Origin of the sequence: Kineococcus sp. DHX-1, from assembly GCF_042473625.1 — a bacterium.
Lineage (GTDB): Bacteria > Actinomycetota > Actinomycetes > Actinomycetales > Kineococcaceae > Kineococcus.
The window spans coordinates 1123678-1142490 of record NZ_CP170445.1 but is presented as its reverse complement, the minus strand read 5'-3'; the positions used below and the strand labels follow the sequence as shown (position 1 = coordinate 1142490).

The window sequence follows — 18813 nt, the reverse complement described above, 5'->3', positions numbered from 1 at the left end:
TCCGATCCGGTGAAGTCGGTGTGCGTGCGTGGGGATCGGCACGTGTGGATCGGTGCGTGCGGGTCAGTGCACCAGGGTTGATGAACCGAGATCAGTGCACCGAGATCAGTGCACGCGGGTTCGGTGACGGGCGCGACGGGCCACGCTCAGCTGCACCCGTGCGCGGGCATCGTCACGGCCCAGGACCTGAGCCAGGTCGGTCGCGACGTCGTCGGTGGCGGTGACCACCGACTGCAGGTCGGCGTCGGGTTCGACGGTGGCCTTCACGGCCACCACCAGCTGTCCGCGGTCGCGCACCACCCGGCTGGAGGCCGAGCGGATCCCGGGCGTCTCGGCCAGGACGTCGGCGGCGGTGGCCGCCGCCCCGGCGGGGTCGATGAGCAGTCGCCCGCTCTTGTCGGACCCCTTCAGCGACAGCTCGCCCACCCCACGTCGGGGCAGGTGGGCCAGCAGCCACCACAGGGCCAGCAGGATGCACACGGCGCCGGCGATGCCGGCGGCCCAGGGCCACCACGCGGTGGCGAAGGTGTCGGTGGCGGTCTGCAGCGTCAGCTGCTGGGGGGCCGCGGCCCACACCTGCACCAACCACCCGGCACCCCAGGCGGCGGCAGCCAGCCCGAGGACGAGCAGGACCAAGCCGACGACGATCGCGGCGAGGCGGTCCAACCCCAGGACTGCGCGGCCCATCAGTTCTCCTTCGGGGTGCGGACGGTGACGGCCACCCGCGGCGGGGACTGCAGGGGCGACAACCGCTGCGCGACGGCACCGGTCACCGACTCCCGCAGGCTCGACTCGCTGGTGCCGTGGACGGTGACGGTGACCTTCTTGCGGGTGGCGGTGGAGGAGACGTCCAGGACACCGTCGACGTCCTGAGCCGCTCCCGAGGCCAGCCGGGCGATGTCGCGGGTGTGCAGGAAGACCCCGGTGCGCGAGGTCAGCGGCAGGGTCTTGCGGGAGCGGCGACGCAGCGCGGTCAGAGCCAGCCACAGCCCGATCAGGGCCACGACGATCCCGGCGGAGATGAGCCACCACGTCGGAGCGAATCCCTCGACCCCGTCTACGCCGGCGTTCAGCCACGGCGTGCCGGACAGGGCACCGGAGGCGACGAGGGCGTCGCGCAGCAGCAGTAGACCGAGGGCCAGGAGCAGGACGGCCAGGATCGGGCCAATGGCCCCGATCGGGCCGCTGCCGCTCTTCTGGTTCGCGGCCTGCATCGGAGTTTGTGTCGGGGTGGTGGCGTCGACGCCGGAACCGGTCTGGGAGGTCACTGGACGCGTCTCCTTTCCGGAGTGGTGGGCCGCAGGACCTTGGCCACCGTGACGTCGACGACGTCGACGTCCAAGGCAGCCAGGGTGTGCAGCCGGTCGGCGACGTGGTCACGGACCGCAGCGGCGACACCGGCGGCCGGTCGCGGCCAGGCGGTGACGATCTCGATCTGTACCCGGGCACGGTGACCGGCGACGTGGACGTCGACGCGGGGGTAGGCACGACCCAGGGCGGTCGCGATGGTGCCGGCGGTGTCCTCGGCGGCGATGACGCCGGGGACCTCGAAGACCGCGGCCTCGGCGATGCGCTCCACCGCCTTGTCCTTGACCTCCAGCGCTCCACGCGATGCGGTTTCGGTGCGCTCTTCGGCCGTGAGTTCGGCTGCCGCCTGAGCGGGGCCGCTCCAGCGCCGCACGCTCGGTGTGCTCGAGGTCCGTGCGTGTCGGGCTTGGCCGTCGCGGGGGTTCAGGGTGTTGCGGCTGCTGGCCGCGGCGGTCCCGGTAGGAGTCGTGACGGCGGTGGCGCCATCAGCCACGGCTGCGGCCGGGGATGAGGGCGGCCAGGTCCAGCTTGCCTTCCAGGTGGGCGCCGACGACGTAGCCGACGGCGGCGAACAGCAGGGCCAGGACGAACCAGCCGAAGCCACCTTGGATGGCGATGATGGCCAGGAGCAGGCCGGCGAAGATGCCGACGATCGAGGCGGACACGAGTTCCTCCAGGGGAAGGGAGTGGGGCCTGCCGGATCCAGTCAGAACCAGCAGGTAGTGCTGCCGAGCGGGACTGTGGCGCAGCAGCACCTGGTGTCGTAGTACCTGGTGCGGCAGCACCTTGTGCCGTCACGTTTGAGGCCGCAGGAAGACGTCAGGCGGCGCGGGCGGCGGCGAGGTCTTCGACGTAGACCTGCACCGGCACGTCCACCACGGCGGCGACGGCGGCGTGAATCTGCTGGGCAACGGCTCGGATGGGGGTGTCGTAAGCCAGGACGACGTGAACCTCCACCGCCTGCTCGGAAAGCTTGACCCCGGCCACCCGCCGACCAGGCAGGTAGGTCGCGACCTCACCGAAGCGGCCCGGGTGCAGCTGGACCACCCCCTCGACCGCGAGCACCAGGGCAGCAATCTCATCGGCGGCCGTAACCTCCGGCACCCCGGTGGTGGAGACGACCTCGAACTCCGTGACCGCGGGGGACGCCGCCGATGCGGTGGCCGCGAGGTCGAAGGAAGGTGCGCCGACCGGCGCCCCGGTGGCCGAGCCGGCGCCCCGGAGGGCGCCGGTCGGCGTGGTGGGCTCGATCACCGGACGCGGGGAGCGGAGTCGGTGTCCTCGTTGTCGTCGGCGTCCTCGTCGGGCAGGTGCACGTCGGCGACGGCGATGTTGACCTCGGTGACCTGCAGACCGGTCATCCGCTCCACCGAGGCGATGACGTTGCGGCGCACACCGGCGGCGAGGTCGGCGATCGCGACGCCGTACTCGGCGATGAGGTTGATGTCCACGGCGGCCTGGGTCTCCCCGACCTCCACCGACACGCCCTGGGAGTGGTTGACCCGGCCACCCGGGATCCGTTCACGCAGGGCACCGACCGCGCGGGAGGCGCCGCCACCGAGGGCGTGGACACCGGAGACGTCCTTAGCGGCCAGGCCGGCGATCTTGGAGACGACCGTGTCGGCGATGGAGGTGGTGCCCTGGTTGGAGACCAGTGCGCCGGTGGGGACGTCGTCGCGGCTGACGGCCAGGGTCGACGAGCCGGGGGTGGACATCGCCTTGGGGGTGGTCTTGGTCTGCTCGCTCACGGGTGCTCCTTCAAGAGAGTGGGTGAGCCCTCCTACAAGCCGGTCGGGCTGTGCAGTGGGGCTTTCACAGGGATAGAGACAGAACCGGGCCAAACTGCACGCCACCTTGAGTGTGACCTGCGTCATATTTGTTCGTCAGTGCGCCATGGTCGCCGGACCGCCAGGCTCTGACGCCGCCGATGCAGGTCTCCTTGCATGGGTCTCAGTGCGGACCCATAGTGCTCTTTCACTTGCCGACGCCATCGGGCGCCCCGCCGAGAAACTGCAGCTGAACCGGTGGCAGCACCAGCCTGCCGGCTGCTGGTGAGCACCTGCTCACGATTGCTGGTGCCGGTTGCTGTGTCAGTTGGCGCGCAGTTGCGGTCAGACGGCGACCCGTCGAAGGGGTGAGCGCCCTGGCCGATCAGCGTCTCGTTGACGACGGCCTGCAGCTGGGCAAGGTCGGGCAGCCCGGCCCGCTGCTCGGCGCTGAGCGCGTCGTAGCTGGCGACCGCCATCGGCGAGGTCGAACTGCCCAGGGCGTACCGCACCAGCTGCTCATCCCCGCCGGTGCACAGCAGGATCCCCACCGTGGGGGCGTGCTAAGCGTGGTCCCGCAGCTGGTCGTCCACGACGGCGACGTAGGTGCCGAGCTGGCCAAGGTAGGAAGGGCTGAAGCGGCCCATCTTCAGCTCGACCACCACGAACCGCAGCTGCGTGTAGGAGAACAGCAGCAAGTCCACGTTGAGGGTCTCCTCCCCCACCTCCAACCGGTGCTGACGGCCCACGAACGCCATCCCATGCCCGAACGCGGTCAGCATCTGCTGCAGCCGGTCCATCAGCGCCTGGGTCTGCTGCATGATCAGGTGACAGCTACGTCACGCGGTCAGGGCGACCGACGTGGTCATGATGGTCTCGTACTCGATGGGGGTCAACCGACCTAGACCGCTCTGCCGCCGGCGGCGGTGATAGGTCCGTTCGATCCAGGTCACGATCGCGATCCGCAGCTCCTCCCGGATTGACCACTGCCGGCGGTCCAGGACGATGTTCTACAACAGGCCGAAGAAGCTCTCCATCGCCGCGTTGTCCCCGGCCGCACCGACACGGCCCATCGACCCGACCAGGCCGTGACGGTTCAGAGCCTGGACGTAGCGCCGGGATCGAAACTGCGATCCTCGGTCCGAGTGCAGCGTGCAGCCAGCCGCGTCGATCCCCTCAACTCGCCGCCGCGCAACGGCATTGGCCAACGCGCGGACCGCCAGACGCGACGTCATCCGCGAGTCGATGGAGTACCCCACGATGCGCCGGGAGAACATGTCCTTGATGGCGCACAAGTACAGCTTGCCCTCGCCGGTCCAGTGCTCGGTGATGTCGGTCAGCCACAACTGGTTCGGGCTGTCCGCGGTGAACTTCCGCTGCACCAGGTCGTGGTGAACCGGTGGGCCCGGTCGCTTCCCGTTCATGGACCGTCTCTTGGAGAAGGCGCTCCACCAGCCGTTGTCCGAGCAGATCCACCAGGCCGTCCGCGCCGCCATCGGCTGCCCGGCCTCGGCGGCTTCCTCGTGCAGGTAGCGGTAGCCGAACTCCGGGTCCTTGCGGTGGGCATCGTGCAGGGCGTTGGCGCGGTGAGCCTGCTCGATCTCAGTGTCGGTGACCGGCTGAGCCAGCCAGCGGTAGTAGACCTGTCGAGCGATGTTCAGTACCCGGCACGTGAGGACCACCGAAATACCCTCGGCGGCCAGCTCCCTCACGAGCGGGAAGATCCTTTTCCCGAGCCGCCGGGCAGGTTGGCCTGGGACAAGTAGGCCGCCGCGCGGCGCAGGACCTCGTTCTCCTGCTCCAGCAGCTTGATCCGCCGCTGCGCCTCACGCAGCTCGGCGTTGTCCGTTGTGCTCGTCCCAGGCTTCACGCCGGCATCCACATCCGCTTGGCGCATCCACTTCGACAGCGTCATGACGTGGATGCCGAAGTCGGCGGCGATCTGCTCCAACGTCACGCCGGGGTCGCGGTCCCGGGCGACGCGCACGACGTCGTCCCGGTACTCGCGGGGGTAGGGCTTGGGCACAGCGACATCCTTCCAGGCCTGCTGAGGAGCAAGCCAGCTCGGTTGCCACCGATCATTGCAGCAGACCCCTATGCCGTGATTTCGGCGGTCGTGTCGAGCGTGGTCGTTGTGTCTGAGCCCGCGCGCAGCGCGGGCGTTGGCAGGACGCTCGGTTCCGGCGGGGTCAGCAACGCCATCGACGACTCCGAGAGGTAACGCCGTTCCCCGGACTGCCACTCATCGTGCGTCTCGATCAGCACGCAGCCGGCTAAGCGGAGCAGGGCCTTGGCGTTGGGGAAGATCCCGACGACGTCGGTGCGGCGCTTGACCTCACGGTTCAGTCGCTCCAACGGGTTCGTGGACCAGATCTTCTTCCAGTGCGCTTCAGGGAAGACAGCGAACGCCGTGACATCCGGCCCGGCCTGATCGAGCATGTCGGCGACGGCCGGGAACTTGGCGCGCAGGCTGTCGGCGACGACCCGGACCTGCTCGCCCACCGCCGCCGCAGAGGGCTGAACGAAGATCGTGCGGACCATGGCCGCCACCGCGTCCGACTGTCCCTTCACCACTCGAGACAGCAGGTTGCGCATGAAGTGGACGCGGCAGCGCTGCCAGGCGGCGCCGGCCATGCTCTGCTCGATCGCCGAGACCAAGCCGCGGTGTTGGTCGGAAATGACGAGCTGGACCCCGTGCAGACCCCGATCACGCAACGAGCCGAGGAACTCTTTCCAGAACACCAGAGTCTCAGCGTCACCGACGTTGCAGCCCAGCACTTCTCTATGACCGTCGGCGGTGACACCAGTGGCAATGACAACCGCTTGGGATACGACCCGGCCGCGGATGCGGGCCTTGCAGTACCTGGCGTCGAGGAAGACGTACGGGGTCGCCTGGGCGTCCAACGGGCGGGTCCGGAACGCATCGACCTCGGTGTCCAAGTCGGCGCAGATTCGGGAGACCTCGGACTTGGAGATGCCCGACTCCACCCCAAGAGCTTCGACGAGGTCGTCAACTTTGCGAGTCGAGACGCCGTGGACGTAGGCCTCCATCACCACGGCGTGCAGCGCCCGGTCGATCCGGCGGCGGGGGGCCAGCAGGGTCGGGAAGAACGACCCGGTGCGGGTCTTGGGGATCTTCACGTGGACGTCGCCGGCGGTGGTGGCCACGAGCCGGTCGCGGGTGCCATTGCGGTGCGTCGTGCGGGCCGTCGTGCGCTCGTGCAGGCCAGCACCGATGTGTTGCTCGGCCTCGGCGTCGATGAGGCCTTGCAGGGCTCCTTGCAGGATCCGACGCATCAGGGCCCCGCCGTCGGCGGTGGTGAGTGCGTCGGCGAGGTCGGACAGGGCAGACTGGGCTCGAGGGCCATCGTGTGGTCTCCATCTACGAGTTGCTTGGCGGCTACTCGCAGAGCTTCACGCGGTGGCCCTCACCCACGTCCCGGACACGCCGGACCCCGTCAGGCTGGGACCGAGTTACACCACTCCAGGGGACTCACCCACCACGACGACGCAGCAGAGAGCCCCTGATCGCAAAGATCGCGAGCACCACAACGACCATCTGCACCACGACGACCGTGTTCGGCTCCCACCCTCGACTGCTCGGGACCGTAGCGCGGCCCTTCGCCGCACTGATCTTGCGGTCATCCCGCGGTGCGCGCGGGGGCACGGTCACGTCGCAAGTCGGAGTCCAACCGCGGGCTGCGGTGACCTCACCGCTCCTGACGGCGTTCGAGGTCATCGACGCGCCGGCGCAGCTCGTCAAGGTCTTCGTCCAGCCGCCGCGAGACGGATCGGCCGGCCCAGTACCGCGAAGGGCCTCGTTTCCGCGGTTCGCCGCCTGGGGCGTAGGAGAGCCCGAGGTACTGCATCACGCGGCGCAGCCCCGCGGTGCGCTGACCGGCTTGGTCGTCGCGGTCGATGCTCATGAAGCCATGGTCCCGCCGCTGTTCACCCCAGGCAGCGCGGCTAGATGTACTGAGCACGGAGGTTGGTAACGCGGCTGATCGGTGGCCGGCCTCCGAGGGCGGTGTGGTGCCGGTGATGGTTGTACAGGTGGAGGAACTTCGGCAAGGCCCGAACCCTCGCCGTCTCTGAGGCGTAGGGGCGGGCGTAAGCCCACTCGGTGATCAACGTCCGGTGGAACCTCTCGACCTTGCCGTTGGTCTGCGGCCGGTAGGGCCGGGTCCGCTTGTGCACGACGCCGGTCGCCACCAGCGCGGCGGCCACGTCCCGCGAGCGGTAGTTCGACCCGTTGTCGGTCAAGACCCGCTTGATGCGGACACCGCGGTCGGCGAACCAGGAGCAGGCCCGATGCCAGAACGCTGCGGTCGTGGGGCCCTGCTCATCACGCAGGATCTCGGTGTAGGCCAGGCGGGAGTGGTCATCCAGCACGGTGTGCAGGTAGGCGTACCCCAGTCGGCGGCGGCTGGCCAGGGCCTTCGCCGCCCGGCCCGCCTCACTGTCGCGGCCGTGGACACGCCACCCGCCCCCGTCGGGGATCCGGCCCAACTTCTTGACGTCCATGTGCACCAGTTCCCCCGGAGCAGAACGCTCGTAGCGTCGGACCTCACGACGGGCACGTTGCCGGTCGGCCAGGTCCACATCGCGCAGGCGGGGTACGCCTTCACGGCTCAGGATCTTGGCCACGGTCGAGACGGGGATGCCTGCGTGCGGTCCGATGCGGGCTGGTCCCCACCCGCGCCGGCGTAGGCGCAGGACCTTCTTGACCTGCCGTTTGCTGGTCCGGTGCGGGCTGCGCCGCGGAGTCGAGGGGGCGTCAGGCAGCCCGTCGCGGTCCAGGTCGGCTTCGCTGGCTCCTGCTCGGCGTAGCTGACGCAGGCGGGCGGCCCAGCGGCGGGCGGTGGTGTGGGAGGTCTGGAAGCGTTCGGCGGCGCGGCGTTCGTGCCAGCCCTCATCGACGATGAGGCGGGCCAGCTTCAGGCGTGCCTTCGGCACGAGGGCAGCGTTACGGTGAAGCACGAAGACCTCCGGGTGGTGGTGCGGTTCCTCGACAGCTCCACACCCCACTCGGAGGTCTTCTCCGTGTCACGGACCGGTAGTCACCGGCGTGTCACCAACGTGCGTGCTCAGTACAGCTAGACCGCACGGTCATCCCGCGGCGCGCGGGCGCACGGTCATCCCGCAGACGTCGCGCACTCACGTCGGGCGGTGACCTCAGCGTGGTCGCCCTGGTCGTCGTCGCCCCCATCGCCTCCGAGCGTGGACACGTGTCCGACCCTGCAGAGAACCAGCGACGGACGACGCCCCTTCGGCTCTGGCTACCACTCGCGATGCTCGCCTTCGCCGTGATCAGCGCCACCACCAGGGAGATCGGTGACTCCCTCGGCTGGCGCCACTGGACACGCCCTCGTCAGCGGCGGAACCTTCGCCATCTTCACCTTCACCATCTCGCCTCGGACGACTCGTGCCCGGGAGTCTCCACGGAGCGGCGACGCCTGAAAGAGGCACCACGGCAGTAGGGCACTGCGCGTGATCGGACGGAGCGCGCCGACGCTTGGTCGTGCCGCCGTCCGGGCGCAGCGCGGTCATGGCGCCGATCGAGTGAGGAGTCACCGCAGCTGGTGCTGCTGCCCCAAGATGCGTCCATGCCGCTGACCGCGTCACCTCCCGCTACCCGAAGCGGCATCGCCCGGTGGAAGCGCGGCACTGCCCCCAAGCACGGAGCCTTCGTCGCCGTCCACGTCATCCTGGCGATCATGATGCCTGCCCTGGCCTTGCTCGCCTGGCTGAACCACTTCGGCTGGTGGCTGAGCATCCCGGCGGCCATCGCCGGCGCCGGATCCATCGCGACCGCAGTCCACGAGGTGCACCTGCTCCGACGCGGGGAGGGCTCGCCCTCCTCCTAGGGCATCTCAGCTGCCCTCTGGCCAACCACACGGTCATCTCGCCTTCCACGCGCTCGACGACTTCGCGGACAGGACGTCGACCGTGTGGTCGTGGACGTCTGCTGCTGAACCTCCACGGTCGAGGGAATCGCGTCCTCCTCCACTCAGGTGCGGGACCATCGTCAGGTGCAGTTCACCTCCACCGACGGCGCCGCCTTCGAGCTGCGCCCCACCGGCTACGAGTACCCGGCGACCAACACCCCCGGCGACTGGGATGCGAACTGGCTCATCGTCCACGGACAGGTGCACACCGCCGCCGGCGAGTCGTGGACGTTCCACGACCCGAGCCTCACGACCTGGGAGGCCCGAGAACTGCACCGCTGGCTGCAGAGAACTGCCCGGGGCAGGGTCGAGCCGACCGACAACCCTGGCGAGGACGCTGCGGACGTGCTCGCCTTCACCGAGCCGAACCTCGCCTTCAGCGTGGCCTCGGTGATCGACGGGGAGACCGTGCTGCGTGTCCACCTCTCCCTGGAGGCGGTCGCGAGCAAGCCCGGCTGGACGAGGGAGACCGGGCCCAGGCTCTACGAGTACAGCGTGCTCCTCAAGCTCGACCAGCGTCAGCTACGGGCGGCCGCAACACAGTGGAGCCATGACATCTCGCCGTTCCCACCTCGTTGACATGGGCCGAGACCCATCCCGTGGACACGGTCCGCCCGCCGCTGATGTCAAGCGCGTCCCGCGGTCCGAGCGAGGACGGCCACCAGCGACACACTGAGGGCCCTACTCGAACAGGACCGTCTCGACGTGGTCCCACGGGCCCCCCGCGTAGCGGTGCACCGCCAGGCCCGTGACGGTGAACTCCCACGGCGTGATCTCCGCGCTGAGCCGTTCCACGGTGGCGCGGGCCGTGGCCGGGTCGACGAAGTTCTGCACCGTGACGTGCGGGGAGAACCCGTGCCCGTCCTGACGGGTCAACCGGCCGGCGAAGTCCGCGGCCACGGCGGCCCGCGCGGCGACCAGGTCGGGGCTCGCCACGACGAGCGCCGCGCCGCGCCCCAGGGACCGCACGCCCGTCACCTCCGCCGTCGGGGCGGGCCGCGCGCAGACCCGGCGCACCGCGTCCAGGACGTCGCCGAGCGCGTCGCCCGGCAGGGCGTGGAACAGGGTCAGGTGGGCCGCGAGCCGGTTCCGCTCCGGCGGGAAGTGCGTGCGGCGCAGGCGGTCGAACGCGGCCTGGGTGGGTTCGTCGACCTCGGCGGCGACGATGAACGGGTTCACCCGAAGACGACGACCGTCGCCGCGACGCCCACGACGACGCACACGACGGCGAGGGCGAGGGCGGCCGTCCACCAGCCGCGGTCGGGGTGCCCGGTGCGCAGGGCCCTCACCCCGAAGCCCACGACGACGAGGCCCATGACGATCGACAGCGGGGCGATGACGAGGGAGACGACCAGGCCCGCCAGGGAGGCGACGACCCCGCCGATGGCCCCGGTGTTCGTGGGTTGCGCGGGCTGGTTCGTGGGCTGAGCCCCCCGCGGGGTCCCTGACTGCTGCACCGGGCCACTGTGCCACGGCCCTGCGCGTCGAGCCGCCCGTGCCCCGCACGCGGCACGGCCCGGCCACCTCCGAGAGGTGACCGGGCCGTGGTCCGGGGGTGGTGGCTGGCGCTGGGTCAGCCGACCGTGACGACCGTCCGCAGCGGGGTGTCGCCGTAGCCGATCGTCCCGAGGTAGCGCTTGGACGGGTCGACGCCCTTCCACGACGCCGTGACGGTCGCCGGGCGGCCCTGCGTCAGGGGCAGCGGGTCCGGACGGACCGTGAAGCTGCCGGTCCCGGCGCCGGTCCCGAGGACGTACGACGTCACCGCGTACCCGGCGTCGGAGGCACCGCCGGCCCCGGCGTACCCGGAGACCTGCAGCACGTACCGGCCGGGTTCGACGAACCCGTCGATCCGCTCGTCGGCAGCGGTCGTCGCGGACTGCGCGACGAGGGTTCCGCCGTCGGTGTAGAGGAACAGGTCGACGTCCGACCCGGCCTGGCCGACGAGGTCGAAGCGGGTGAACGAGGTCCCCTCGGGGATCGTCACCGGGAACTCGCGGACGTCGCCGACGGGGACGCGGCCGCTGCGGGTGTCACCGGCCACGAGACCCGTGGCCGTGAGGTCCAGCGACCCCGTCGTACCCGGCAGCACGGTCGCGCGGACCGAACCCGACGCCGCCGCGGGGGCGGTGAGGTCCGCCGGGACGCCACCGAGCGTCAGCGGCTTGAGCGCCACGGGCGAGCGGACGGTGAGGCGCTGACCGCCGGTCCACGTCAGCCACCCCGAGGACCACTGGTCGACGGGCGCGGTGGTCCGCGAGAACGTCACCCGGAACTGACCGGTCTGGCCCGGCTGCAGGTTCAGCACGCTCGGCTGGACCTGGACGTCGAACCCGGGGACGGAAGCCTTGGCGTAGTACAGCCCGCCGGTGACCGCCGTGACCGACCGGGTCACGGTGCGGGTGCCGACGAGGTCGCCTACGGCGATGGACGCCTGGTTGAGGTCGCTGGGGTCGACGGCGGGGAGACCGGTCCCGGTGTCGACGCCCGAACCCTCGAGCCAGCTCAGCCAGTCGACCGGCGTGGAGTCGTAGACGAGCCCGGGCGAGAGCATCTTCGTCGGGTCGACGAAGCCCGCCCCGGCCGACAGCACCTGGCGGACGGCCTTGCCGTCGGATCCGACGACGTCGCGCGCCGTGGTCATGAGAGCCGACTTGACCATCATGGGCGTGAACTCGGGGTGCGCCGCCATGTACAGGGCTGCGAGCCCGGTGACGTGCGGGGCCGACATCGACGTGCCGGACTCGGGGGCGAACAGGTCCTTGCCGTTCGTCGAGGCGACCGGCGAGTACCCGGCGATGACACCGGAACCGGGCGCGGTGACGTCGGGCTTCAGGACGTCGCCGTCGTCGACGAGGGCAGGACCGCGCGAGGAGAACGCGGAGATCTGCGGCGTCGCGGTGGCCCGGCCCGTGGTGTTGCCGACCTGGAAGGAGGCCGTGGCGTTGCGGGTGCCCTTGACGTACGCGACGACCCGCTCACCGGCCGTCGTGTCCAGGTGCACCGTGGGCACCGAGTGGGCGTCGGGTTCCAGGGAGTTCGGCGTGGGGTTGTAGAGGACCATCCCCACCCCACCGGCCCGGGCGACCTCAGCGGACTTCGCGACGCGGGCGGTGATGGCCCGTTCGCAGACGACGACCTTGCCCTTGGCCTTGGCCGGGTCGAGCGAGCCGTCGAGGCACTTGTCCGCGTCGTCGGCGGGTGCCTGCCGGATCCGCACGGCCGAGCCCAGGACGATCGGGGCCGAGGCCAGCGGCTTCTGCTGCAGGCGGGCACCGACGAGCTTCGTGCCGTCGCCGAGGACGACCGTGCCCTCGTGCAGGACGGAGGTGGCGGCGGCGACCGTGGTCACCCAGGGGCTCTGGTGGTCGACGGTCGAGGCGGCGGGCCCGGAGTTGCCGGCCGAGGCCGACACGAAGATCCCCGCGGAGGCCGCGGACAGGAACGCCAGTTCGACCGGGTCGGTCGGGTCGGGCGAGGGGTCGGAGCCGATGGAGTAGTTGATGACGTCGACGTTGTCGGCGACGGCCTGGTCGATCGCGGCGACGAGGTCGGAGGTCTGGCAGCCGTTGTCGCCCTCCTCGCTCGTCCAGCACACCTTGTAGACGGCGAGGGCGGCGGCGGGCGCGATGCCGGTGACGTTCCCGTAGGAGTCGCCCTGGATGGTCGCGGGCACGCCGTTGCGGCCGACGGCCGTCGTGCCCGTGTGGGTACCGTGCCCGTCGCTGTCGCGGGCCGAGTTGAACTCCTCCGGCGCCAGGGCGTGGGCGTCGAGGAAACCCTCGTCGAAGGTGCGTGCCCCGACGACCTTGGTGGAGCAGTTCGAGGCGCTCCACTGCTCACCGGTCTGGCAGACCCCGGTGTAGGTGCCGCCGTCGGCCTTGGTCATCCGGATCGTCGACCCGCTGCGGTACGCCCCGTAGGGGTCGTTCGCGGGCGCCTTCGTCGGGAGCTTCGCGCCCGCGACCGACGGGTGCTCGGGCCACAGGCCGGTGTCGAGGTCGGCGACGACGACGCCGCGGCCGGCCTGGGCGACCCCGCCGAGCTGGTCCCACACACCGCCCTTGCCGGTGAGGCCGAGGTAGTCGGCGGTGGTCCGCGTCGACGCTGCGGCCGGGGCGGCGGCCGACGCGGTGGTGCTGAGGGTCGTCGCAGAGCCCTGGTTCTCGCTCGTTGTGTCGGCGAGGTGCCGGGTGACGTCGGGGGCGACCGAGACGACGCCGGCCGTCGCGGCCAGCCGCTTCGCCTGCGCTCCGGACAGGTGCGCGCTGAACCCGTTGAGCGCCACGGTGAACCGCTGCTGCGGCCTGGCCCCGACGACGTCGGCGACCTTCGTCTGGGCCGACAGGAGCAGGTCCCGGTAGCGGCGGGTCGTGGACTGGGTCATGTCCAGCTCCCCGCCCGCGGACTTCAGCTTCGGGATGCCCGGGACGGAACCGTCGTAGCTCGCGATGGGGTCCTGGGCGAGGGTGACGACGTAGTTGCCGGCGGCGAACGTCGTCGCCGGCGTGGACGGTGGGGCGGCGGTCGCGGGGAGCGCGGGCGCGACGGTGAGGAGGATCCCCACCCCCATCGCGAGCGCTGTGGTGGTGAGTGGACGTCGGGCGACCACGGTGGCCTCCAGCGGGGCAGGAGTGAAGGATTACTAGAAGTGTGCATCGTGTGACAGTCGGTGAAGACGTGACGCGGGGCAGCCAATCGGGTGACGGACGAACCGTCAAGACCGACACGACCTCCGGTGCCCGGGGCCGCAATCCCGGCCGTCTCCGACGCTCCGTAGTCTTGGGCCGTGCCGACCACCGACGCCCCCCGGTCCACCGCCGCCCCGACCCGCTCAGGTCCTCGCCGTGCGCTGCTGGCGACGGCGGCCGGGGTCCTGGCGCTCGCCGGCGGACTGGTCACGGCCGGCCCCGCGGCCGCCCACGACCGCCTCGAGTCCACCAACCCCGCGGACGGCGCCACCGTCGACACCGCCCCGGACGCCGTCGTCCTCACCATGTCCTCGACCCCGCTGGCGCTGGGCACGCTCGTGCGCGTGACCGGCCCGGACGGCACCGTCGTCTCCAGCGGGGACCCCCAGATCGTCGACGCGAACGTCACCGAACCCCTCACCGGCGCCCGGCCCGCCGGCACCTACACGGTCGACTGGCGGATCACGTCGTCCGACGGACACCCCGTCTCGGGCACCTTCTCGTTCACCGCGTCCGGCGCGGCGGGCGGGACGGACAGCCCGTCCACCTCCGCGCCGAGCACCACGGCGAGCGACTCCCCCAGCCCCTCCTCGAGCAGCTCGAGCGCGGCCGTCGTCGACCCGTCCAACCCCGTCGCCTCCGAGGGCAACGGCGGGCTCATCGCCGCCGGCATCGCCGTCGTCGTGGTGGTCGGCGGCATCGGCGGGATCATCGGGTACCGGCGCCGGCGGCGCTGAGCGCCCGTCCAGACCGCTCCAGGCGCAGGTCGAGGAACCAGACGAGCACCACGAGGACCCCGAAACCCGCGCCGACGCCGCTGACGAGCGGCCAGCCGCCCGCACCCCACGCCGCCGAGCCGACGGCCGATCCCAGTGCGCCCCCGGCGAAGTAGGTCGTCATGTAGACGGAGTTCAGCCGGGCCCGGGCGTCCGGGCGCAGCGGGTAGACCACGTTCTGGTTCGAGACGTGGACGGCCTGCAGGAACATGTCCGCCAGGCCGAACCCGAGGACGAACAGCAGCAGCGACGTCAGCCACACCGAGCTCGACAGCCCCAGCAGGCCCCAGGTCGCGACGAGGCCCACGGCGCCGATGCCCGTCGCCCACTGCCCCTTGCCCGCGTCCGCCATCCGGCCGGCGAGCGAGGCCATCGACGCACCGGCCACGCCCGCGAGCCCCACGAGCCCGATCTGCAGCTCGGACAACCCGAAGCGGGGACCGGCCAGCAGGAACGTCGTCGTCGCGAAGAGGACCGAGACGCCGGCGAAACCCAGCCCGCCGAGCAGGGCTCTCGTGCGCAACCGCGGCAGTTCGGCGACCAGGCGCGCCCCCGAGGCGAGCGTCGCCAGGTACCCGCCGGGCGCGGTCGGGACGCTGCGTGGGAGCCTGCGGCGCAACAGGACCGCGATGACGAGCAGCCCCGTCGCGACGAGCGCGTAGGGCGCGTGCCAGCCGCCGACCTCGGCCAGCGCGCCGGACACGCTGCGCGCCAGCAGGGCCCCGATGAGCAACCCGCTCATGACCGTGCCGACGGCGCGGCCCTCCCGTCCGGGTTCGGCCAGTTCCGCGGCGAACGGGACGAGGACCTGCGCGGCGACGGAGAACACCCCCGCCACCGCCGTCCCGACGACGAGCACCGCGTACGAGGGGGCGAGGGCGCAGACGGCGTGCCCGGCCGCCGCCAGCAGGGCGAGGGTGACCAGCAACCGGCGCCGCTCGAGCAGGTCGCCGAGCGGGACGACGAGGAGGAGACCGAGCCCGTAGGAGACCTGGGCCACGGTCACGAGCGCTGCGGCGCGGCCGTCGGAGACCCCGAGGTCGGTGGCGATCGTGTCGAGCAGCGGTTGGTTGACGTAGTTGCCACCGACGGTCAGACCGGTCGTGACGGCCATGAGCAGCAGCAGCGGGCGGGTCAGCACCGGCCCATCGTGCGCCGGGGCCCAGCCCCTGTCCAAGCGATCGGAGGGCTCCCACCGATCGCGATCCGCGATCGACGGGTGGTGCTCGCCCGAGGAGACTGTTCGCTGTGACCCCGTTGCAGCTGCGGTGCGTCCTCGCGGTCGCGCAGGACCTGCACTTCACGCGCGCCGCGGCCGCGCTCGGGATCGCGCAGTCCGCCCTGAGCCACCAGGTCGCGGCGCTGGAGGCCGAGCTCGGGGCCCGGTTGTTCGAGCGGACGAGCCGTCGGGTCCGGCTGACGGCCGCGGGTGCCGCCCTCCTTCCCCGCGCCCGCTCCGTGCTCGCCGAGCTCGACCGGTTGCGCACGGACGTCGTCGCCGCCGGCGGGGCCGTCGCGGGCCGACTGCGCATCGGGACGGTGCCGACGCTGCCGGAGGTCCGGCTGGCCGACGTCCTGGCCGACCTGCACCGCCGCCACCCCGCGGTCCGCGCGTCCGTGGTGGTGCAGGGCAGCGACGCGACCCTGGCCGCGGTCGCGGACGGCTCGCTCGACGTCGGCTTCGTCGGGCTGGCCCTGTCCGAACCGCCCGCCGGGGTGGAGCGCCGCCTCCTCGCCGTGGAGCGGCACGTCGCCGTCGTCGCGGCCGAGGACGCCTGGCGCACCCGGCGCCGCGTCCGGCTCCGGGACGTCGCCGCCCGGCCGTGCGTCGACTTCCCCGCCGGCACCGGTGGCCGTCGGCAGACCGACGCCGCCTTCGCCGCCGCCAGCCTCGTGCGGGACGTCGTCGTGGAGTCCGACGACGTCGGGCTCGTGCTCGACCTCGTCCGCCGGGGCGTGGGGACCGCGCTGCTGCCCGCGTCCACCGTGCCCGGGTCCAGCGGTCTGCACACCGTCGCGGTCGTCGACGGCCCGGCCCGCCGCGCGTCCGTCCTGCACGCCGGCGACGGCGCCTCGGCCGCGACGCGCGCCTTCCTCGCCGAGCTCGACCGGCACCTGCCCGCCGGGTCCGCGGCCGGGTGAGGACGGCGGGGTGAGGGCGCCGCGCGCCCCCGGGAACACCCACGAGCACACCCACGCGCACACCCACGTGGAGTGAGACGTGGGTGTCCCGCACCGGTCGCCCCGACGACGCCGAACGGACACCCACCGGTGTTCCCACGCCCGGTCCCACCTCGTTGCAGCCGTCGGACCGGCCCGCCGGTCGTCAGGACGACGCCCGCCCCGGTCCCATCCCCGGTCCCACCCCCGGTCTCACCCCCGGTCCCACGACCCGCGCCGCGCGACGGGTCCGCGCGACGGGTCCGCCCGACGGGTCCGCGCGACGGGTCCGCGCGACGGGTCCGCGCGACGGGTCCGCGCGACGGGTCCGCGCGACGGGTCCGCGCGACGGGTCCGCGCGACGGGTCCGCGCGACGGGTCCGCGTGACGGGTCCGGACGCAGCGAGGGGCGGGACCCGGTCGGGTCCCGCCCCTCGCTCACCGCCGGTCGGCGCGGCTCCTCATCAGGGGAGGATGAGGCCGTTCGTCTGGGTGCGGGCGCGGTCGAAGCGCTGCTGGGCGTCGGCCCAGTTCACGACGTTCCACCAGGCCTTGACGTAGTCGGGCTTGACGTTCTTGTAGTCCAGGTAGAACGCGTGCTCCCACATGTCCAGCACGACGATCGGGACCAGGCCCAGGGCGATGTTGCCCTGCTGGTCGTACAGCTGGACGTTGATGAGCTTCTGGCCGATGGAGTCCCAGGCCAGGATCGACCAGCCCGACCCCTGGATGCCCAGGGCGGTGGCGGCGAAGTGCTTCTGGAAGCCGTCGAAGGAGCCGAAGTCGGCGTCGATGGCCGCGGCCAGCTCACCGGTCGGCTTGTCGCCCCCGTCGGGGGACAGGTTGGGCCAGAACACGGAGTGGTTGACGTGCCCGCCGAGGTTGAACGCCAGGTTCTTCTCGTGCAGGTTGACGGTGGCCAGGTCGTCCTTGGAGCGGGCCTCGGCGAGCTTCTCCAGGGCGGTGTTCACCCCGGCCACGTAGGTGGCGTGGTGCTTGTCGTGGTGCAGCTCCATGATCGCCCCGGAGATGTGGGGCTCGAGCGCGGAGTAGTCGTAGGGCAGATCCGGAAGGGTGTACTCAGCCATGCCTTCTCCTCGTCAGCGATCCTCGGCGCGCGGCGGGCGGCGGCTCGCGACCGCTCACGACCGCCTCGCACCCGTGACCTTCGCGCAGCTCCCAGGGGTGCGCAACCGGCGTCCGCAGCTTCTCACCGCGTGATCACCGACCCGCGTCCGGGGTCCGGCCCCGGGAGGTGCCCCGTAGGGTCGCCCCCATGACGTCCGCGCCGGCCTCCGCGCCCGAGCCCCGCACCGACGACGTCGCCACCCCCGGCCCACGGACCGACGACCCGGCCGCGGTCGGCGCCGCGCCGGTGCCCGTCGTGGGGTTCGACCTCGACATGACGCTCGTCGACTCCAGTGACGGCATCGCGGCGACGTTGCGGGCCGTGCTGGGTGAGGTGGGCGTGACGGTCACCGCAGCCGACACCTGGCCCTACGCCGGGATGCCCCTCGACCTCATCCTCGCCGGACTGGCCCCCGGGACACCGGCCGAGGAGATCGAGGCCCTGCAGGCGCGCTACCGCCACCTCTACCCCTCCCTGGGCATCTCCTCGGTCCGCCCCTACCCCGGAGCCGCCGCCGCGCTCGCCGCACCCGCCGCGCACGGGGGGCGCAGCGTCGTGGTGAGCGCCAAGCACACGCCCAACGTCCACCGCGTCCTGGCGGTCGCGGGGCTGGCCGGAGCGGTCGACGACGCCGACGTGGCCGGCGACCTGTTCGCCGAGGAGAAGGGGGTCCGGCTCGCCCAGCTGGGGGCCACCGCCTACGTCGGGGACCACCCCGGCGACGTGCGCGCGGCCTGCGTGGCGGGGGCGGTCGCCGTGGCCGTCACGACCGGGTCGCACGACACCGCCGCCCTGCTCGAGGCCGGCGCCGACGTCGTCCTGTCCTCCCTGACCGACTTCCCGGACTGGCTGGCCACGCACGTCGAGGACCTGCGCACCGGCGCGGCCGGGCCGAACGGTGAGCGGACGGCACCGCTGCCCGGTTAACCTGGACCGACGGCCCACGGACCGCCGACCCCACGGTCGGCCGGACGCCGGGCCCGCTCAGACACTGGACGCACCCGCCGGTGCGCGCGGACCCCCGCGGCGCCCGGC

Annotated in this window: 21 protein-coding genes and 1 pseudogene; 5 read left to right on the top strand and 17 right to left on the bottom strand. The window is 72.0% G+C overall.

The window, feature by feature from the left end:
* Window positions 1-105: 105 nt before the first annotated feature.
* The 12 genes and pseudogenes from amaP to ACFEMC_RS05535 all read right to left on the bottom strand — a co-directional run bounded on the left by amaP (window position 106) and on the right by ACFEMC_RS05535 (window position 8054).
* On the bottom strand, window positions 106-687 hold the full coding sequence (gene amaP, locus ACFEMC_RS05590) for an alkaline shock response membrane anchor protein AmaP (protein WP_380174363.1): 582 nt from the start codon (window positions 685-687) through the stop codon (window positions 106-108).
* The gene (locus ACFEMC_RS05585; RefSeq protein ID WP_380174361.1) at window positions 687-1268 is read right to left on the bottom strand and encodes a DUF6286 domain-containing protein; all 582 of its coding nucleotides are present in this window, start codon (window positions 1266-1268) and stop codon (window positions 687-689) included. The genes amaP and ACFEMC_RS05585 overlap by 1 nt, the downstream gene beginning before the upstream one ends.
* The gene (locus ACFEMC_RS05580; RefSeq protein WP_380174359.1) at window positions 1265-1681 is read right to left on the bottom strand and encodes an Asp23/Gls24 family envelope stress response protein; all 417 of its coding nucleotides are present in this window, start codon (window positions 1679-1681) and stop codon (window positions 1265-1267) included. The genes ACFEMC_RS05585 and ACFEMC_RS05580 overlap by 4 nt, the downstream gene beginning before the upstream one ends.
* Window positions 1682-1793: 112 nt before the next feature.
* The gene (locus ACFEMC_RS05575) at window positions 1794-1973 is read right to left on the bottom strand and encodes a DUF2273 domain-containing protein (protein WP_367641298.1); all 180 of its coding nucleotides are present in this window, start codon (window positions 1971-1973) and stop codon (window positions 1794-1796) included.
* A 154-nt stretch (window positions 1974-2127) separates the two neighbouring features.
* Window positions 2128-2562, bottom strand: a complete 435-nt coding sequence (locus ACFEMC_RS05570) for an Asp23/Gls24 family envelope stress response protein (protein ID WP_380174356.1) — start codon at window positions 2560-2562, stop codon at window positions 2128-2130.
* Complete coding sequence (locus tag ACFEMC_RS05565) at window positions 2559-3023, bottom strand: Asp23/Gls24 family envelope stress response protein (protein ID WP_380176620.1); 465 nt, start codon at window positions 3021-3023, stop codon at window positions 2559-2561. The genes ACFEMC_RS05570 and ACFEMC_RS05565 overlap by 4 nt, the downstream gene beginning before the upstream one ends.
* 155 nt (window positions 3024-3178) lie before the next feature.
* Entirely contained in the window at window positions 3179-3625 is a 447-nt protein-coding gene (locus ACFEMC_RS05560; protein WP_380174354.1) for a hypothetical protein, read from the bottom strand.
* 12 nt (window positions 3626-3637) lie between these two features.
* Window positions 3638-3895, bottom strand: coding sequence for a PDDEXK nuclease domain-containing protein (locus ACFEMC_RS05555; protein ID WP_380174352.1), 258 nt, complete (start codon window positions 3893-3895; stop codon window positions 3638-3640).
* Between the two features lie 18 nt (window positions 3896-3913).
* A pseudogene (locus tag ACFEMC_RS05550) lies at window positions 3914-5100 on the bottom strand (IS3 family transposase).
* Window positions 5101-5168: 68 nt separating this feature from the next.
* Entirely contained in the window at window positions 5169-6419 is a 1251-nt protein-coding gene (locus ACFEMC_RS05545) for an IS256 family transposase (protein WP_380176618.1), read from the bottom strand.
* Between the two features lie 365 nt (window positions 6420-6784).
* Complete coding sequence (locus ACFEMC_RS05540) at window positions 6785-7000, bottom strand: hypothetical protein (RefSeq protein ID WP_380174350.1); 216 nt, start codon at window positions 6998-7000, stop codon at window positions 6785-6787.
* 40 nt (window positions 7001-7040) lie between these two features.
* Window positions 7041-8054, bottom strand: a complete 1014-nt coding sequence (locus ACFEMC_RS05535; protein ID WP_380174348.1) for an IS481 family transposase — start codon at window positions 8052-8054, stop codon at window positions 7041-7043.
* A gap of 626 nt (window positions 8055-8680) precedes the next feature.
* Between ACFEMC_RS05535 and ACFEMC_RS05530 the strand changes: the two genes are divergently transcribed.
* Window positions 8681-8941 carry a hypothetical protein gene (locus ACFEMC_RS05530; RefSeq protein ID WP_380174346.1) on the top strand — a complete coding sequence of 87 codons (261 nt, stop codon included), beginning with the start codon at window positions 8681-8683 and terminating at the stop codon, window positions 8939-8941.
* A gap of 165 nt (window positions 8942-9106) precedes the next feature.
* Window positions 9107-9601 (top strand): hypothetical protein, encoded by a 495-nt coding sequence (locus ACFEMC_RS05525; RefSeq protein ID WP_380174344.1) that lies wholly within the window; start codon window positions 9107-9109, stop codon window positions 9599-9601.
* A 102-nt stretch (window positions 9602-9703) separates the two neighbouring features.
* Here the strand turns inward: ACFEMC_RS05525 and ACFEMC_RS05520 are convergent, their stop codons facing one another.
* From ACFEMC_RS05520 to ACFEMC_RS05510, 3 genes are all read right to left on the bottom strand, one after another.
* Entirely contained in the window at window positions 9704-10201 is a 498-nt protein-coding gene (locus ACFEMC_RS05520) for a 2'-5' RNA ligase family protein (protein WP_380174342.1), read from the bottom strand.
* Complete coding sequence (locus ACFEMC_RS05515) at window positions 10198-10479, bottom strand: hypothetical protein (protein ID WP_380174340.1); 282 nt, start codon at window positions 10477-10479, stop codon at window positions 10198-10200. The genes ACFEMC_RS05520 and ACFEMC_RS05515 overlap by 4 nt, the downstream gene beginning before the upstream one ends.
* A 116-nt stretch (window positions 10480-10595) precedes the next feature.
* Window positions 10596-13634 (bottom strand): S8 family peptidase, encoded by a 3039-nt coding sequence (locus ACFEMC_RS05510; protein WP_380174338.1) that lies wholly within the window; start codon window positions 13632-13634, stop codon window positions 10596-10598.
* 177 nt (window positions 13635-13811) lie between these two features.
* Between ACFEMC_RS05510 and ACFEMC_RS05505 the strand changes: the two genes are divergently transcribed.
* Complete coding sequence (locus ACFEMC_RS05505) at window positions 13812-14450, top strand: copper resistance protein CopC (protein WP_380174336.1); 639 nt, start codon at window positions 13812-13814, stop codon at window positions 14448-14450.
* Here ACFEMC_RS05505 and ACFEMC_RS05500 read toward each other — a convergent pair.
* Window positions 14422-15630 (bottom strand): MFS transporter, encoded by a 1209-nt coding sequence (locus ACFEMC_RS05500; RefSeq protein ID WP_380174334.1) that lies wholly within the window; start codon window positions 15628-15630, stop codon window positions 14422-14424. The genes ACFEMC_RS05505 and ACFEMC_RS05500 overlap by 29 nt on opposite strands.
* A gap of 107 nt (window positions 15631-15737) precedes the next feature.
* Here ACFEMC_RS05500 and ACFEMC_RS05495 point away from each other — a divergent pair, with 107 nt between their 5' ends.
* Window positions 15738-16631 (top strand): LysR substrate-binding domain-containing protein, encoded by an 894-nt coding sequence (locus ACFEMC_RS05495; RefSeq protein ID WP_380174332.1) that lies wholly within the window; start codon window positions 15738-15740, stop codon window positions 16629-16631.
* Window positions 16632-17113: 482 nt separating this feature from the next.
* Here the strand turns inward: ACFEMC_RS05495 and ACFEMC_RS05490 are convergent, their stop codons facing one another.
* Complete coding sequence (locus tag ACFEMC_RS05490; protein ID WP_380174330.1) at window positions 17114-17737, bottom strand: superoxide dismutase; 624 nt, start codon at window positions 17735-17737, stop codon at window positions 17114-17116.
* A 188-nt stretch (window positions 17738-17925) separates the two neighbouring features.
* Here ACFEMC_RS05490 and ACFEMC_RS05485 point away from each other — a divergent pair, with 188 nt between their 5' ends.
* Window positions 17926-18705: an HAD family hydrolase gene (locus ACFEMC_RS05485; protein WP_380174328.1), complete on the top strand. Its 780-nt coding sequence runs from the start codon at window positions 17926-17928 to the stop codon at window positions 18703-18705.
* Window positions 18706-18813 lie beyond the last annotated feature (108 nt).

Coding starts and splice junctions, on each gene's coding strand:
- amaP (WP_380174363.1), bottom strand. CDS start 687: ATGGGCCGCGCAGTCCTGGGGTTGGACCGCCTCGCCGCGATCGTCGTC.
- ACFEMC_RS05565 (WP_380176620.1), bottom strand. CDS start 3,023: ATGTCCACCCCCGGCTCGTCGACCCTGGCCGTCAGCCGCGACGACGTC.
- ACFEMC_RS05555 (WP_380174352.1), bottom strand. CDS start 3,895: ATGCAGCAGACCCAGGCGCTGATGGACCGGCTGCAGCAGATGCTGACC.
- ACFEMC_RS05540 (WP_380174350.1), bottom strand. CDS start 7,000: ATGAGCATCGACCGCGACGACCAAGCCGGTCAGCGCACCGCGGGGCTG.
- ACFEMC_RS05530 (WP_380174346.1), top strand. CDS start 8,681: ATGCCGCTGACCGCGTCACCTCCCGCTACCCGAAGCGGCATCGCCCGG.
- ACFEMC_RS05490 (WP_380174330.1), bottom strand. CDS start 17,737: ATGGCTGAGTACACCCTTCCGGATCTGCCCTACGACTACTCCGCGCTC.
- ACFEMC_RS05485 (WP_380174328.1), top strand. CDS start 17,926: ATGACGTCCGCGCCGGCCTCCGCGCCCGAGCCCCGCACCGACGACGTC.